Origin of the sequence: Streptococcus oralis (assembly GCF_019334565.1) — a bacterium.
GTDB classification, from domain to species: domain Bacteria; phylum Bacillota; class Bacilli; order Lactobacillales; family Streptococcaceae; genus Streptococcus; species Streptococcus oralis_CR.
This window is the reverse complement of the sequence record NZ_CP079724.1, coordinates 1,887,225-1,900,145: the sequence shown is the minus strand read 5'-3', so window position 1 is coordinate 1,900,145 and position 12,921 is coordinate 1,887,225. Positions and strand designations below refer to the sequence as shown.

Annotated in this window: 15 protein-coding genes; 12 read left to right on the top strand and 3 right to left on the bottom strand. The window is 39.7% G+C overall.

Going from position 1 to position 12,921, the window contains the following annotated elements:
• The first annotated feature begins 5 nt into the window (after positions 1-5).
• The 10 genes from rodZ (at position 6) to tsf (ending at position 8,616) form a co-directional block, all read left to right on the top strand.
• Positions 6-827, top strand: coding sequence for a cytoskeleton protein RodZ (gene rodZ / locus KX728_RS09180; RefSeq protein WP_215804209.1), 822 nt, complete (start codon positions 6-8; stop codon positions 825-827).
• Between the two features lie 10 nt (positions 828-837).
• Entirely contained in the window at positions 838-1,383 is a 546-nt protein-coding gene (pgsA, locus tag KX728_RS09175) for a CDP-diacylglycerol--glycerol-3-phosphate 3-phosphatidyltransferase (RefSeq protein ID WP_049484949.1), read from the top strand.
• A complete protein-coding gene (locus tag KX728_RS09170) occupies positions 1,380-2,207 on the top strand; it encodes an energy-coupling factor ABC transporter ATP-binding protein (RefSeq protein WP_049484947.1) in 828 nt (275 codons plus the stop codon). Before pgsA ends, KX728_RS09170 begins: the two co-directional genes overlap by 4 nt.
• Entirely contained in the window at positions 2,192-3,031 is an 840-nt protein-coding gene (locus KX728_RS09165; protein WP_215804210.1) for an energy-coupling factor transporter ATPase, read from the top strand. The genes KX728_RS09170 and KX728_RS09165 overlap by 16 nt, the downstream gene beginning before the upstream one ends.
• Positions 3,024-3,818 carry an energy-coupling factor transporter transmembrane component T family protein gene (locus KX728_RS09160; RefSeq protein ID WP_000377881.1) on the top strand — a complete coding sequence of 265 codons (795 nt, stop codon included), beginning with the start codon at positions 3,024-3,026 and terminating at the stop codon, positions 3,816-3,818. Before KX728_RS09165 ends, KX728_RS09160 begins: the two co-directional genes overlap by 8 nt.
• Before the next feature lie 60 nt (positions 3,819-3,878).
• On the top strand, positions 3,879-4,694 hold the full coding sequence (gene mreC, locus KX728_RS09155) for a rod shape-determining protein MreC (RefSeq protein ID WP_049479391.1): 816 nt from the start codon (positions 3,879-3,881) through the stop codon (positions 4,692-4,694).
• 2 nt (positions 4,695-4,696) lie between these two features.
• Entirely contained in the window at positions 4,697-5,191 is a 495-nt protein-coding gene (gene mreD, locus KX728_RS09150) for a rod shape-determining protein MreD (RefSeq protein WP_049550158.1), read from the top strand.
• A gap of 93 nt (positions 5,192-5,284) precedes the next feature.
• Positions 5,285-6,493 (top strand): peptidoglycan hydrolase PcsB, encoded by a 1,209-nt coding sequence (gene pcsB / locus KX728_RS09145; protein WP_180833655.1) that lies wholly within the window; start codon positions 5,285-5,287, stop codon positions 6,491-6,493.
• A 224-nt stretch (positions 6,494-6,717) separates the two neighbouring features.
• The gene (gene rpsB, locus KX728_RS09140; protein WP_000268475.1) at positions 6,718-7,497 is read left to right on the top strand and encodes a 30S ribosomal protein S2; all 780 of its coding nucleotides are present in this window, start codon (positions 6,718-6,720) and stop codon (positions 7,495-7,497) included.
• A gap of 78 nt (positions 7,498-7,575) precedes the next feature.
• Positions 7,576-8,616 (top strand): translation elongation factor Ts, encoded by a 1,041-nt coding sequence (gene tsf / locus KX728_RS09135; protein WP_215804211.1) that lies wholly within the window; start codon positions 7,576-7,578, stop codon positions 8,614-8,616.
• Positions 8,617-8,719: 103 nt separating this feature from the next.
• Here the strand turns inward: tsf and cysK are convergent, their stop codons facing one another.
• From cysK to KX728_RS09120, 3 genes are all read right to left on the bottom strand, one after another.
• A complete protein-coding gene (cysK, locus tag KX728_RS09130) occupies positions 8,720-9,646 on the bottom strand; it encodes a cysteine synthase A (RefSeq protein WP_215804212.1) in 927 nt (308 codons plus the stop codon).
• A 96-nt stretch (positions 9,647-9,742) separates the two neighbouring features.
• On the bottom strand, positions 9,743-10,186 hold the full coding sequence (locus KX728_RS09125; protein WP_215804213.1) for a PH domain-containing protein: 444 nt from the start codon (positions 10,184-10,186) through the stop codon (positions 9,743-9,745).
• Positions 10,187-10,201: 15 nt separating this feature from the next.
• Positions 10,202-10,837 carry a YigZ family protein gene (locus tag KX728_RS09120; RefSeq protein WP_215804214.1) on the bottom strand — a complete coding sequence of 212 codons (636 nt, stop codon included), beginning with the start codon at positions 10,835-10,837 and terminating at the stop codon, positions 10,202-10,204.
• A 56-nt stretch (positions 10,838-10,893) separates the two neighbouring features.
• On the opposite strand from KX728_RS09120, the gene KX728_RS09115 reads away from it, so the two are divergent.
• The gene (locus KX728_RS09115; RefSeq protein WP_215804215.1) at positions 10,894-12,192 is read left to right on the top strand and encodes an ATP-dependent helicase ComFA; all 1,299 of its coding nucleotides are present in this window, start codon (positions 10,894-10,896) and stop codon (positions 12,190-12,192) included.
• Positions 12,189-12,851 carry a ComF family protein gene (locus KX728_RS09110; protein WP_215804216.1) on the top strand — a complete coding sequence of 221 codons (663 nt, stop codon included), beginning with the start codon at positions 12,189-12,191 and terminating at the stop codon, positions 12,849-12,851. Before KX728_RS09115 ends, KX728_RS09110 begins: the two co-directional genes overlap by 4 nt.
• The last annotated feature ends 70 nt before the right edge of the window (positions 12,852-12,921 follow it).

The window sequence follows — 12,921 nt, the reverse complement described above, 5'->3', positions numbered from 1 at the left end:
TACGTATGAGAAAAAAAACAATTGGCGAGGTTCTACGTTTAGCTAGAATTAACCAGGGATTGAGTCTGGAAGAATTACAGGAAAAAACTGAAATTCAGTTGCATTTTCTAGAAGCTATGGAGGCAGATGATTTTGATCAACTTCCTAGTACCTTCTATGCTCGTTCTTTTTTAAGAAAATATGCCTGGGCAGTAGAGTTAGATGAAAGAATTGTTTTGGATGCCTATGATTCAGGTAGTATGATCACTTATGAAGAGGTAGATGTCGATGAAGAAGACTTGTCTGGTCGCAGACGATCAAATAAGAAAAAAACGTCTTATCTCCCCTTGTTTTATTTCGTCCTATTTGCTTTGTCAATTTTAATTTTTGTCACTTACTATGTTTGGAACTACATCCAAACTCAGCCAAGTCCTTCTTCAGCTAATTATAGTGTTGTGAACTCGACTAGTTCCACAACCTCATCTAGTTCATCTTCTAGTAGTCAGACGTCTAGCTCGTCTTCTACTACGGAATCAACTATTACAGTGTCAGGCGAAGGAAACCGCATTGAAGCTCGGTATAAAACGAGTAAGGAAACAGCTACGGTTCAGCTGACTGTTTCGGATGCAACTAGCTGGGTAAGTGTTTCAGGAAGTGACCTTGAAGGTGGTGTGACCTTGTCATCAGACAATAAAAACGCAAAAACAACAGTTTCAACTAAGAATCCCGTTACCATTACTTTAGGTGTAGTGAAGGGAGTTACTGTAACTGTGGACAATCAAACGATTGATACTTCGAAGCTGACAACTCAGACTGGAACTGTAACACTTACATTTACTACAGATTAAGGAAAAATCAATGAAAAAAGAACAAATTCCTAATGTATTAACTATTGGTAGAATTCTCTTTATACCTCTCTTTATCCTTATTTTGACTTTGGGCCATTCACAAGGCAGTCATTTGCTAGCAGCGATAATTTTTGCAGTTGCTAGTGTAACGGATTATCTTGATGGTTACCTTGCTCGCAAATGGAATGTAGTCAGCAACTTTGGAAAATTTGCTGATCCGATGGCCGATAAGCTGTTGGTTATGTCAGCTTTTATCATGTTGATTGAGTTAGGTATGGCTCCGGCTTGGGTTGTTGCTATTATCATCTGTCGTGAACTTGCGGTGACAGGCTTGCGTTTGTTGCTTGTTGAGACGGGAGGGAAAGTTCTAGCAGCAGCGATGCCAGGGAAAATCAAGACCTTTAGTCAGATGTTTGCCATTATCTTTTTGCTCTTACATTGGAATTTAATTGGGCAACTGTTGCTTTATATAGCTTTATTTTTCACCATCTACTCTGGTTATGATTATTTCAAGGGTAGCGCTCATGTATTCAAAGGGACATTTGGTTCGAAATGAAATCGATTATTGAAGTAAAAAATCTGTCTTTTCGTTACAAGGAAGACCAGGAACATTATGACGTTAATAATGTCTCGTTTCACGTGAAACGGGGAGAATGGCTTTCGATTGTAGGTCATAATGGGAGTGGAAAATCGACAACTATCCGTTTGATTGATGGCTTGCTTGAAGCGGAGTCTGGGGAAATCTGGATAGATGGCCAACTGCTGTCCTCTGAGAACGTTTGGGACTTGCGTCGACAAATTGGTATGGTTTTTCAAAATCCAGATAACCAATTTGTGGGGGCGACTGTTGAAGATGATGTTGCCTTTGGTTTAGAAAATCAGGGACTTCCTCGTGAAGAAATGAAGAAGAGAGTGGCTGATTCTTTGGAGTTGGTAGGGATGCTGGACTTTAAGAAGAGAGAACCAGCTCGTTTATCTGGTGGACAAAAACAACGGGTGGCTATTGCAGGAGTTGTTGCCTTGAGGCCAGCTATTTTGATTTTGGACGAGGCTACAAGTATGTTGGATCCTGAGGGACGCAGAGAACTGATTCAGACAGTTCAAGAGATTCGTAAAGACCACCAGATGACAGTCGTCTCCATTACACATGACTTGGAAGAAGTTGCGATGAGTGACCGTGTCTTGGTCATGAAAAAAGGCCAAGTGGAGTCAACCAGTAGCCCAAGAGAACTTTTTTCTCGGGATGACCTTGACCAGATAGGATTAGATGAGCCTTTTACTAATCAATTGAGAGAATCTTTGAGAGAGGCTGGCTATCAGTTGCCGGATGGCTATTTGACAGAAGGAGAGCTAGAGGACAAGCTATGGGAATTACTCTAGAAAATGTGAGCTTTACCTATCAAGAGGGGACTCCCCTATCTTCATCAGCCCTGACTGATGTTTCTTTGACGATTGAGGATGGCTCTTATGCAGCTTTAGTAGGGCACACAGGTAGTGGAAAATCAACGATTTTACAGCTTTTAAATGGCCTATTGGTACCAAGTAAGGGTTCTGTTCGAGTTTTCGATACCGTCATTACCCCTACATCAACCAACAAAGAAATTCGCCAGATTCGAAAGCAGGTTGGTCTAGTGTTTCAATTTGCTGAAAATCAGATTTTCGAAGAGACTGTTTTGAAAGATGTTGCATTTGGGCCGCAAAATTTTGGAGTTTCTGAGGAAGAGGCCGAGAAAATTGCGCGTGAAAAGTTAGCCTTGGTAGGTATCGATGAGTCACTCTTTGAGCGCAGTCCTTTTGAACTTTCGGGTGGTCAGATGAGACGTGTGGCTATAGCAGGTATGCTAGCCATGGAGCCAACTGTCTTGGTTTTGGATGAGCCTACAGCAGGGCTAGATCCTTTGGGCAGAAAAGAATTGATGACCTTGTTTAAAGAACTCCACCTTTCTGGAATGACAATCGTTCTGGTAACGCATTTGATGGATGACGTAGCTGCATATGCTGATCAGGTCTATGTTATGGAAAAGGGGCGTTTGGTCAAAAGTGGCAAACCGAGCGAAGTTTTCCAAGATGTAGCCTCTATGGAAAAAGTGCAGTTAGGTGTGCCTAAAATCACAGCCTTTTGTAAACGTTTGGCAGATAGAGGTGTAGCTTTTAAAAAATTGCCAATCAAGATAGAGGAGTTTAAGGAGTCGCTAAATGGATAGTATGATTTTAGGGCGTTATATACCGGGGGATTCCATCATTCATCGCTTGGATCCACGTAGTAAATTGCTTGCCATGATCCTGTTGATTTTGATTGTATTTTGGGCTAATAATCCCCTCACCAATCTCATTTTGTTTATAGCGACAGGTATATTTATCGCTTTGTCAGGCGTTTCCCTCTCATTTTTCGTTCAGGGATTAAAATCCATGTTCTTCTTGATTGCTTTTACGACTCTTTTTCAGCTCTTTTTCATTTCAAGTGGAAATGTCCTATTTGAGTTTTCTTTTATAAGAATAACGGATTATGCTTTGCAACAAGCAGGAATCATTTTCTGTCGTTTTGTGTTGATTATTTTCTTTTCAACCTTGCTAACCTTAACGACCATGCCTTTGAGTCTGGCAGCTGCAGTTGAAGCTCTTTTAGCACCGCTGAAACGCGTGAAAGTTCCCGTTCATGAAATTGGTCTCATGTTATCAATGAGTTTGCGTTTTGTTCCAACCTTGATGGATGACACAACGAGAATTATGAATGCTCAAAAAGCTCGTGGAGTTGACTTTGGCGAAGGTAGCATCGTGCAAAAGGTAAAGGCTATGATTCCAATTTTAATTCCTCTTTTTGCTACTAGCTTAAAGCGTGCAGATTCATTGGCAATAGCCATGGAAGCGCGTGGTTATCAGGGAGGAAAGGGTAGAAGTCAGTATAGACAGTTGAGATGGAGTCAAAAGGATACACTGGCAATTCTTGTGATTTTGGTACTGGGATGTTTCTTATTTTTCTTAAAATCTTAGCAGGTTTGTAGGATTGATAAGAAGCTCACAGTAGCAGGTTTTTAGTATAAAGGTAGGAATATGAACCGTTTTAAAAAATCAAAATATCTAATCATCGTTTTTGTCACAGTTCTGGCAGTTTCTGTTCTATTAGTGACAACCTATTCAAGCGCTATTGTGACGAAACTAGGAGATGGGATTTCCTTCGTAGATAGAATTGTTCAAAAACCCTTTCAGTGGTTTGATACTTTCAAATCGGATTTGGGACATTTGACGCAGACTTACAATGAAAATGAGAGTCTAAAGAAACAGCTCTATCAACTAGAGGTGGAGTCTAATCAATCAGAAAGTTTAAAAAATGAAAATGAACAACTACGTCAGTTGCTGGATATGAAGTCAAAATTGCAGGCAACAAAAACCATTGCAGCAGATGTGATTATGCGAGTTCCAGTATCTTGGAAACAAGAGTTAACAATTGATGCGGGAAGTTCAAAAGGAGCTTCTGAAAATATGTTGGCCATTGCAAACGGGGGTTTGATTGGTAGTGTTTCAAAGGTGGAGGATCATTCAACAACGATCAACCTATTGACAAACACCGAAAATTCAGACAAAATTTCTGTTAAAATCCTGCATGGCTCTACTGAAATTTACGGGATTATCGTTGGTTATGATAAGGAATCTGAACTGCTTAAAATTAGTCAATTAAACAGCAACAGCGACATTAGTGCGGGAGACAAGGTGACTACAGGGGGGCTCGGAAACTTTAATGTTAAGGATATCCCTGTTGGAGAGGTTGTTGCTACAACACACAGCAGTGATTATCTAACAAAGGAAGTAACAGTCAAGTTAAGTGCTGACACCAAAAATCTTCATGTGGTAGAGTTAGTGGGGAATTAGCAATGAGACTGTTAAAACAAATTGGTATTTTCTTTTTACTCCCTTTTGTCTTACTAATTGATGCACATATTGGACAATTAGCGGGATCCTTCTTCCCTCACTTTCATTTAGCAAGTCATTTTCTGTTTTTATTTCTCTTGTTTGAGACAATTGAGGTTTCAGAATACCTCTATCTAGCTTATTGCTGTATAGCGGGTTTGGTGTACGATATCTATTTTTTCCACTTGATAGGAATTGCAACACTTCTATTTATCTTGATAGGAGCTTCGCTCCATAAATTTAATAGTGTAATTTTGCTAAACCGTTGGACAAGAATGTTAACAATAGTTGTGATGAGTTTCCTATTTGATATGGGGAGCTATCTCCTTGCCCTTGCTATGGGATTGACAGTAGAATCGATGCCAGTTTTCATCGTCTATAGTCTTGTCCCATCAATGATTTTAAACTTTTTATGGATGCTTATTTTCCAATATATTTTTGAAAAATGTTATCTATAAGAAAGAAATAAAAATGTAACAAAGGCGTAATATTTATTATGTCTTTTTTTGGTATACTAGTAATGTCTTAAATAGAAGGAGTATCTACACAATATGAAGAAAAAAATCTTAGCGTCACTTTTATTAAGTACAGTATTAGTGTCTCAAGCGGCGGTATTGACAACTGTCCACGCTGAAACAACTGATGAAAAGATTGCTGCTCAAGATAGTAAGATTAGTGATTTGACATCTCAACAAAAAGAAGCTCAAAAACAAGTAGATGAAATCCAAACGCAAGTTACAGCTATCCAAACTCAACAAACGAACTTGGAAGCTGAGAATGAAACTCTACAAGCTGAATCTAAAAAACTTGAAGGAGAAATTACAGAGCTCTCTAAGAACATTGTTGCTCGTAATGAATCTTTGGAGAAACAAGCACGTAGCGCACAAACTAACGGTGCTGCAACTAGCTACATCAATACAATTGTAAACTCAAAATCAATTACGGAAGCTATTTCACGTGTTGCAGCTATGAGTGAAATTGTGTCAGCTAACAACAAAATGTTGGAACAACAAAAGGCTGATAAAAAATCAATTGCTGAAAAACAAGTTGCGAATAACGAAGCTATCAATACCGTCATTGCGAACCAACAAACTCTTGCTGACGATGCACAAGCATTGACAACAAAACAAGCAGAGTTGAAAGTTGCTGAGTTAAACCTTGCTGCAGAGAAAGCTACTGCAGAAAGTGATAAAGCTACTTTATTGGAACAAAAAGCAGCAGCAGCAGCAGAAGCAAAAGCAGCAGCTGAAGCAGAAGCAGCTTATAAAGCACGTCAAACAAGTCAACAACAATCAGTTGTTGCTTCTGGAAATACAACACTTTCAGATCAAGTGCAAGCGACTTCAAGCTCTTCATCAGATGATGATTCAAGCTACACTCCAGCACCTGCACCAACTCCAACAAGACAGCGTCCAACATACAGTACAAATGCTTCAAGTTATCCAACTGGTGAATGTACTTGGGGAGCTAAGACATTAGCACCTTGGGCTGGAGATTACTGGGGTAACGGAGCACAGTGGGCTACAAGTGCAGCAGCTGCAGGATTCCGTACTGGATCAACTCCACAAGTTGGTGCGATTGCATGTTGGAATGACGGTGGATATGGACACGTAGCGGTTGTTACAGCAGTTTCATCATCAACTAGCATTCAAGTATCAGAATCAAACTATGGTGGAGATCGTACAATCGGTAACAAACGTGGATGGTTCAACCCAACTACAACTTCTGAAGGTTATGTTACTTACATCTATCCAAACTAATGGATGAAACGAAGAGGCTCGATGTGAGTCTCTTTTATTATTTTTTATCGAAAGCAAGGCCGAAATCTATTAAAACCACTTGAAAATATGGCTAAAATGTGATAAAATGAAACTTGTCGTGTAAACGATAATACTCATTCTTGATGAATTGTGAAACTGTTGCCCTCGGGTCGTTTTGCAAGTTGAAGTCGAGGAGAGGAAAAAAACAAAAAGGAGAAATACTCATGGCAGTAATTTCAATGAAACAACTTCTTGAGGCTGGTGTACACTTTGGTCACCAAACTCGTCGCTGGAACCCTAAGATGGCTAAGTACATCTTCACTGAGCGTAACGGAATCCACGTTATCGACTTGCAACAAACTGTAAAATACGCTGACCAAGCATACGATTTTATGCGTGATGCGGCAGCTAACGATGCAGTTGTATTGTTCGTTGGTACTAAAAAACAAGCTGCTGACGCTGTTAAAGAAGAAGCAGAACGTTCAGGTCAATACTACATCAACCACCGTTGGTTGGGTGGAACTCTTACTAACTGGGGAACTATCCAAAAACGTATTGCTCGTTTGAAAGAAATCAAACGTATGGAAGAAGAAGGAATCTTCGACGTTCTTCCTAAGAAAGAAGTTGCACTTCTTAACAAACAACGTGCACGTCTTGAAAAATTCTTGGGTGGTATCGAAGACATGCCTCGTATCCCAGATGTAATGTACGTAGTTGACCCACATAAAGAACAAATCGCTGTTAAAGAAGCTAAAAAATTGGGTATCCCAGTTGTAGCGATGGTTGACACAAACACTGACCCAGACGATATCGATGTAATCATCCCAGCTAACGATGACGCTATCCGCGCTGTTAAATTGATCACAGCTAAATTGGCTGACGCTATCATCGAAGGACGTCAAGGTGAAGATGCAGCAGCAGTTGAGGCTGAATTTGCAGCTTCAGAAGCTCAAGCTGACTCAATCGAAGAAATCGTTGAAGTTGTAGAAGGCGACAACGCTTAATTCATATAAATAGTAATTACCTAGGAGGGCGGGGCCTAGCCCAGCTCTCCTATTTTTAAAAAATATAGGAGAATCAAAATGGCAGAAATTACAGCTAAACTTGTAAAAGAGTTGCGTGAAAAATCTGGTGCCGGTGTTATGGACGCTAAAAAAGCGCTTGTAGAAACAGACGGTGATATCGAAAAAGCGATCGAATTGCTTCGCGAAAAAGGTATGGCGAAGGCAGCTAAGAAAGCTGACCGCGTTGCTGCAGAAGGTTTGACTGGTGTATTTGTTAACGGTAACGTTGCAGCAGTAGTCGAGGTAAATGCTGAAACTGACTTCGTTGCGAAAAACGCTCAATTTGTTGACTTGGTAAACGCAACAGCTAAAGTAATTGCTGAAGGAAAACCAGCGAACAACGAAGAAGCTCTTGCTTTGACAATGCCTTCAGGTGAAACTCTTGAAGCTGCATATGTATCTGCAACAGCTACAATCGGTGAAAAAATCTCATTCCGTCGTTTTGCTTTGCTTGAAAAAACAGATGCACAACACTTCGGAGCATACCAACACAATGGTGGTCGTATCGGTGTTATCTCTGTTATTGAAGGTGGAGACGAAGCGCTTGCTAAACAAATCTCAATGCACATTGCTGCGATGAAACCAACAGTTCTTTCTTACAAAGAATTGGATGAGCAATTCGTTAAAGATGAGTTGGCACAATTGAATCACGTAATCGACCAAGATAATGAAAGCCGTGCAATGGTTGATAAACCAGCTCTTCCACACTTGAAGTATGGATCAAAAGCACAATTGACTGATGAAGTGATTGCTCAAGCTGAAGCTGATATCAAAGCTGAGTTGGCTGCAGAAGGCAAACCAGAAAAAATCTGGGACAAAATCATCCCAGGTAAAATGGATCGCTTCATGCTTGACAACACCAAAGTTGACCAAGCATACACACTTCTTGCACAAGTATACATCATGGACGACAGCAAGACAGTTGAATCTTACCTTGAATCAGTAAATGCTTCAGTAGTTGAGTTCGCTCGCTTTGAAGTTGGTGAAGGTATTGAGAAAGCTGCAAACGACTTTGAAGCAGAAGTTGCAGCTACAATGGCAGCAGCCTTGAATAACTAATAGAAAAGGAAGCAAATTGCTTCCTTTTTCTTTTTGTCTAGAGAGTAGATTCTGTATGAGTAAACAAAAAGCCCTTTAATAAGGGCTAAGTGCATTTAGGAGGCTACACTTCAAATTCATAGAGTGCTGTAGACAAATAACGTTCGCCGTTATCTGGTGCTAAAGCAAGGACTTTCTTACCTGTACCTAATTTCTTGGCAACCTCAATTGCCCCGTAAATTGCTGCAGCTGAAGAAATCCCAACAAGGAAGCCTTCTTTTCCACCAATTTCACGGCCAAGAGCTAGAGCATCATCTGACGTTACACGGACAATACCATCATAGGCCTTTGTATCAAGTGTTTCAGGAATAAATCCAGCTGAGATACCTTGAATTTTGTGAGGTCCTGGTTTTTCACCAGACAAGATAGCTGACTCGTCTGCCTCAACTGCATAAACTTCAATGTTTGAATTTGCTGCTTTAAGAGCGTGAGAAACACCTGAGATCGTTCCACCGGTGCCAACACCACCTACAAAAGCATCTAGTCCATCAGAACCGAAAGCAGCCAGTATTTCAGCTCCTGTTGTTCTTTCGTGTACTTCTGGATTAGCTGGATTATTAAATTGGAGTGGAAGGAAGCCGTCACGTTCAGCAGCGATTTCCTGAGCTTTAGCAATAGCACCTTTCATTCCTTCGCTACCAGGAGTAAGAACGAGTTCAGCACCATAGGCTTGGATAATCTTACGTCGTTCCACACTCATCGTTTCAGGCATGACGATAACAACTTTATATCCTTTAGCGGCACCAACCCATGAAAGACCGATACCAGTGTTTCCACTCGTTGCTTCAACAATGGTAGCACCCGGTTTTAGAATACCATCTTGTTCCGCTTTTTCAATCATGCTAAGGGCAATACGGTCTTTTACTGACGAACCAGGGTTAAAAGCTTCTAGTTTAACATAGACATCTGCAGCACCCTCTGGAACAATGTTGTTAAGTTTAACAATCGGTGTTTGTCCAATAAGTTCAGTGATATTGTTATAAATAGCCATAGATATACCTCTTTGTATAAGATGATACTAGTATAACGCGCTTAAGGCTATTTGTAAAATATAGAAATCCTATCAAAGTGATAGGATTTTTTTATATCAAAGGTCTAAGCCATTAATTTTTAATCGATTGTGATAAGCCAATTCTAATAGATAGGTGTAAAGAGGGAGGATGTCCGTTTTTTTAGGGAATTCAAATTTATGGAAACTCAGATGCTCATTATGTGCTTTTAGAAAGATATTTTCTAAATAAGTGATCGTAATCTCACTATCATCTATACCTGATCCAGCAGTTTCCATTTCAACGTTTACAATGTTCATCAAAAAGAGTGACTTAACAGACGTCTTGCGACCAGTAGCACCTTGCTTATCTGTAAAGATGATACGGATATTTGTAAAGATGATTGAATCTCGAATAAGTTTATACCCGCTTTGAATTTCTTCATTCTCTAGTAGATATTGTCCATATTCTTTAATAAGAGTCTCTTTGTTTTCCTCGCTGAAGTTACCAGCAAGTCCTTGAATAAATTTTCCAAACGCCATGTATTTCTCCTTTGTTTACACTAAGTTTACAGGAACTTCAACTTCTCGTAAGCCTTGATCAGTTAAAGTGACCTTTCCATTAAAGAACTCAACAAGAGCAGCTTTGATATTTTCTTTCTCTTCCTTATCAACATAGATCATTGTATCAACTTGATCTGTAAAGTTTGTATCCAACTCCATGAGATGATGCTCTCTAAGGAAATTGCCATATTCTTGATACTGAGCGTAAGACATCTGAATGGCTATACCAGCCTGTTCTTTGATTTCAATAATGCCAATTTCTTTGACAGCCAAGGCCACACTACCTGCATAAGCACGAATTAAACCGCCAGCACCTAGTTTGATGCCACCAAAGTAGCGTGTCACTACCACACAGAGATTGGTTAAATTATGATTTTCTAAGACACCCAGCATAGGGACTCCAGCAGTACCACTAGGTTCGCCATCATCACTCGTACGCTTGATTTCACTGCGTTCCCCTATAATAAAAGCAGAGCAGTTATGGGTGGCTTTATAGTGTTCTTTTTTGATGGTAGTTATGAAGTCACGAGCCTCTTCTTCGCTATAAACACGCTTGGCATGACAGATAAAGCGTGATTTTTTGATTTCTTCTTGGACCTGCCCATCCTCTTTAATTGTTCTAAATTCCATGATTTAATTGTACTAAAAAAACACCTAAAGTGCTAGATTTTTGCGAATATTAAAGTATGAAAGTAAATCCAAATTACCTCGGTCGCTTGTTTACTGAGAAAGAATTAACTGAAGAAGAACGACAGGTAGCAGTGAAACTGCCAGCAATGAGAAAAGAGAAGGGGAAACTGTTTTGTCAACGTTGTAATAGTACGATTCTAGAAGAATGGTATTTGCCTATTGGTGCCTACTATTGTAGGGAGTGTTTGCTGATGAAGCGAGTCAGGAGTGATCAAGCCTTATACTATTTTTCGCAGGAAGATTTTCCAAAGCAAGATGTTCTCAAATGGCGTGGTCAGTTAACCCCTTTTCAGGAAAAGGTATCAGAGGGGTTGATTCGAGCAGTCGAAAAGAAAGAACCGACTTTAGTTCATGCTGTGACAGGTGCTGGAAAGACAGAGATGATCTATCAAGTTGTAGCTAAAGTGATTGATGATGGTGGTGCAGTTTGTTTGGCCAGTCCTCGAATAGATGTTTGCTTGGAGTTGTATAAGCGACTGCAGAATGACTTTGCTTGTGAGATAGCACTACTTCATGGTGAGTCAGAACCCTATTTTCGAACACCACTAGTTGTTGCAACGACTCATCAGCTGTTAAAATTTTATCATGCTTTTGATTTGCTAATAGTGGATGAAGTAGATGCCTTTCCTTATGTTGACAACTCTGCTCTTTACTATGCTGTAAACCAATGTGTAAAGGAGGAGGGGGTAAGGATATTTCTTACAGCGACTTCTACAGATGAGTTAGATAAGAAGGTTCGCACTGGAGAATTAAAACGATTGAGCTTGCCAAGACGATTTCATGGAAATCCATTGATTGTTCCAAAGCCAGTTTGGTTATCAGACTTTAATCGCTATATAGAAAAGAGTCAGTTGTCATCCAAGTTAAAGACCTACATTGAGAAACAGAGAAGAACAGGTTATCCATTGCTAATTTTTACATCAGAGATTAAGAAAGGCGAAAAACTAAAAGAAGTCTTGCAGGAACAGTTTCCAAATGAGAACATCGGCTTTGTGTCCTCTGTCACAGAAAATCGATTAGAGCAGGTACAAGCTTTTCGAGATGGAGAGTTGACAATCCTTATTAGTACAACAATTTTGGAGCGTGGGGTCACCTTCCCTTGTGTGGATGTTTTTGTTGTAGAAGCTAATCATCGTCTCTTTACCAAGTCTAGCTTGATTCAGATTGGAGGGCGAGTTGGGCGCAGTATGGATAGACCGACTGGTGAATTGCTCTTCTTTCATGATGGATTAAATGTTTCCATTAAAAAAGCAATCAAGGAAATTAAGCAGATGAACAAGGAGGCAGGCTTATGAACTGTTTATTATGTGGACAGACAATAAAGAGTGACTTGACATTTAGTCACCTCTTGCTGTTTAAGAATGAGAACAACTATCTTTGTTCAGATTGTGAGTCTACTTTTGAGAAAATTGGTGAGGACTATTGCCCGAACTGTATGAAAACAGGACTGTCAACTATGTGTCAAGATTGTAAATTTTGGTGTAAAGAAGAGATTCGAGTCGATCATAATGCAATCTTCACCTATAATCAAGCTATGAAAGACTTCTTTAGTCGATATAAGTTTGATGGGGATTTTCTGCTTAGAAAGGTTTTTGCTCCTGTTCTAGCTAATGAATTGAAAAAGTATGGAGACTATCAATTTGTTGTTATTCCCCTAAGTCCTGAAAGATTGCTTGAGAGGGGATTTAACCAGGTTGAAGGTTTGGTTGAGGTAGCAGGTTTTTCTTTTCAAGATTTACTAGGGAAAAGAGAAGAGACGGCTAGTTCTTCTAAGAATCGCTCGGAACGATTAGCTACCGAAATTCCATTTTTTATAAAAACTGAAGACCCTCTTCCTAAGAAAATTTTGGTTATTGATGACATCTATACAACAGGTGCGACTGTCAATCGTGTGAAGCGTCTTTTTGAAGAAGCAGGTGCTTTGGAAGTTAAAACTTTTTCCCTTGTAAGATGAGGAAAAAATTTGCAAAATGAAAATGAAAGCGTTATAATATAGTTAGAAAAACAAAAATGTTTAGAAAGAA

What these genes read in the sequence shown, in the direction of transcription:
- rodZ (WP_215804209.1), top strand. Translation starts at nt 6, where the DNA reads ATGAGAAAAAAAACAATTGGCGAGGTTCTACGTTTAGCTAGAATTAAC.
- pgsA (WP_049484949.1), top strand. Translation starts at nt 838, where the DNA reads ATGAAAAAAGAACAAATTCCTAATGTATTAACTATTGGTAGAATTCTC.
- KX728_RS09170 (WP_049484947.1), top strand. Translation starts at nt 1,380, where the DNA reads ATGAAATCGATTATTGAAGTAAAAAATCTGTCTTTTCGTTACAAGGAA.
- KX728_RS09165 (WP_215804210.1), top strand. Translation starts at nt 2,192, where the DNA reads ATGGGAATTACTCTAGAAAATGTGAGCTTTACCTATCAAGAGGGGACT.
- KX728_RS09160 (WP_000377881.1), top strand. Translation starts at nt 3,024, where the DNA reads ATGGATAGTATGATTTTAGGGCGTTATATACCGGGGGATTCCATCATT.
- mreC (WP_049479391.1), top strand. Translation starts at nt 3,879, where the DNA reads ATGAACCGTTTTAAAAAATCAAAATATCTAATCATCGTTTTTGTCACA.
- mreD (WP_049550158.1), top strand. Translation starts at nt 4,697, where the DNA reads ATGAGACTGTTAAAACAAATTGGTATTTTCTTTTTACTCCCTTTTGTC.
- pcsB (WP_180833655.1), top strand. Translation starts at nt 5,285, where the DNA reads ATGAAGAAAAAAATCTTAGCGTCACTTTTATTAAGTACAGTATTAGTG.
- rpsB (WP_000268475.1), top strand. Translation starts at nt 6,718, where the DNA reads ATGGCAGTAATTTCAATGAAACAACTTCTTGAGGCTGGTGTACACTTT.
- tsf (WP_215804211.1), top strand. Translation starts at nt 7,576, where the DNA reads ATGGCAGAAATTACAGCTAAACTTGTAAAAGAGTTGCGTGAAAAATCT.
- cysK (WP_215804212.1), bottom strand. Translation starts at nt 9,646, where the DNA reads ATGGCTATTTATAACAATATCACTGAACTTATTGGACAAACACCGATT.
- KX728_RS09125 (WP_215804213.1), bottom strand. Translation starts at nt 10,186, where the DNA reads ATGGCGTTTGGAAAATTTATTCAAGGACTTGCTGGTAACTTCAGCGAG.
- KX728_RS09120 (WP_215804214.1), bottom strand. Translation starts at nt 10,837, where the DNA reads ATGGAATTTAGAACAATTAAAGAGGATGGGCAGGTCCAAGAAGAAATC.
- KX728_RS09115 (WP_215804215.1), top strand. Translation starts at nt 10,894, where the DNA reads ATGAAAGTAAATCCAAATTACCTCGGTCGCTTGTTTACTGAGAAAGAA.
- KX728_RS09110 (WP_215804216.1), top strand. Translation starts at nt 12,189, where the DNA reads ATGAACTGTTTATTATGTGGACAGACAATAAAGAGTGACTTGACATTT.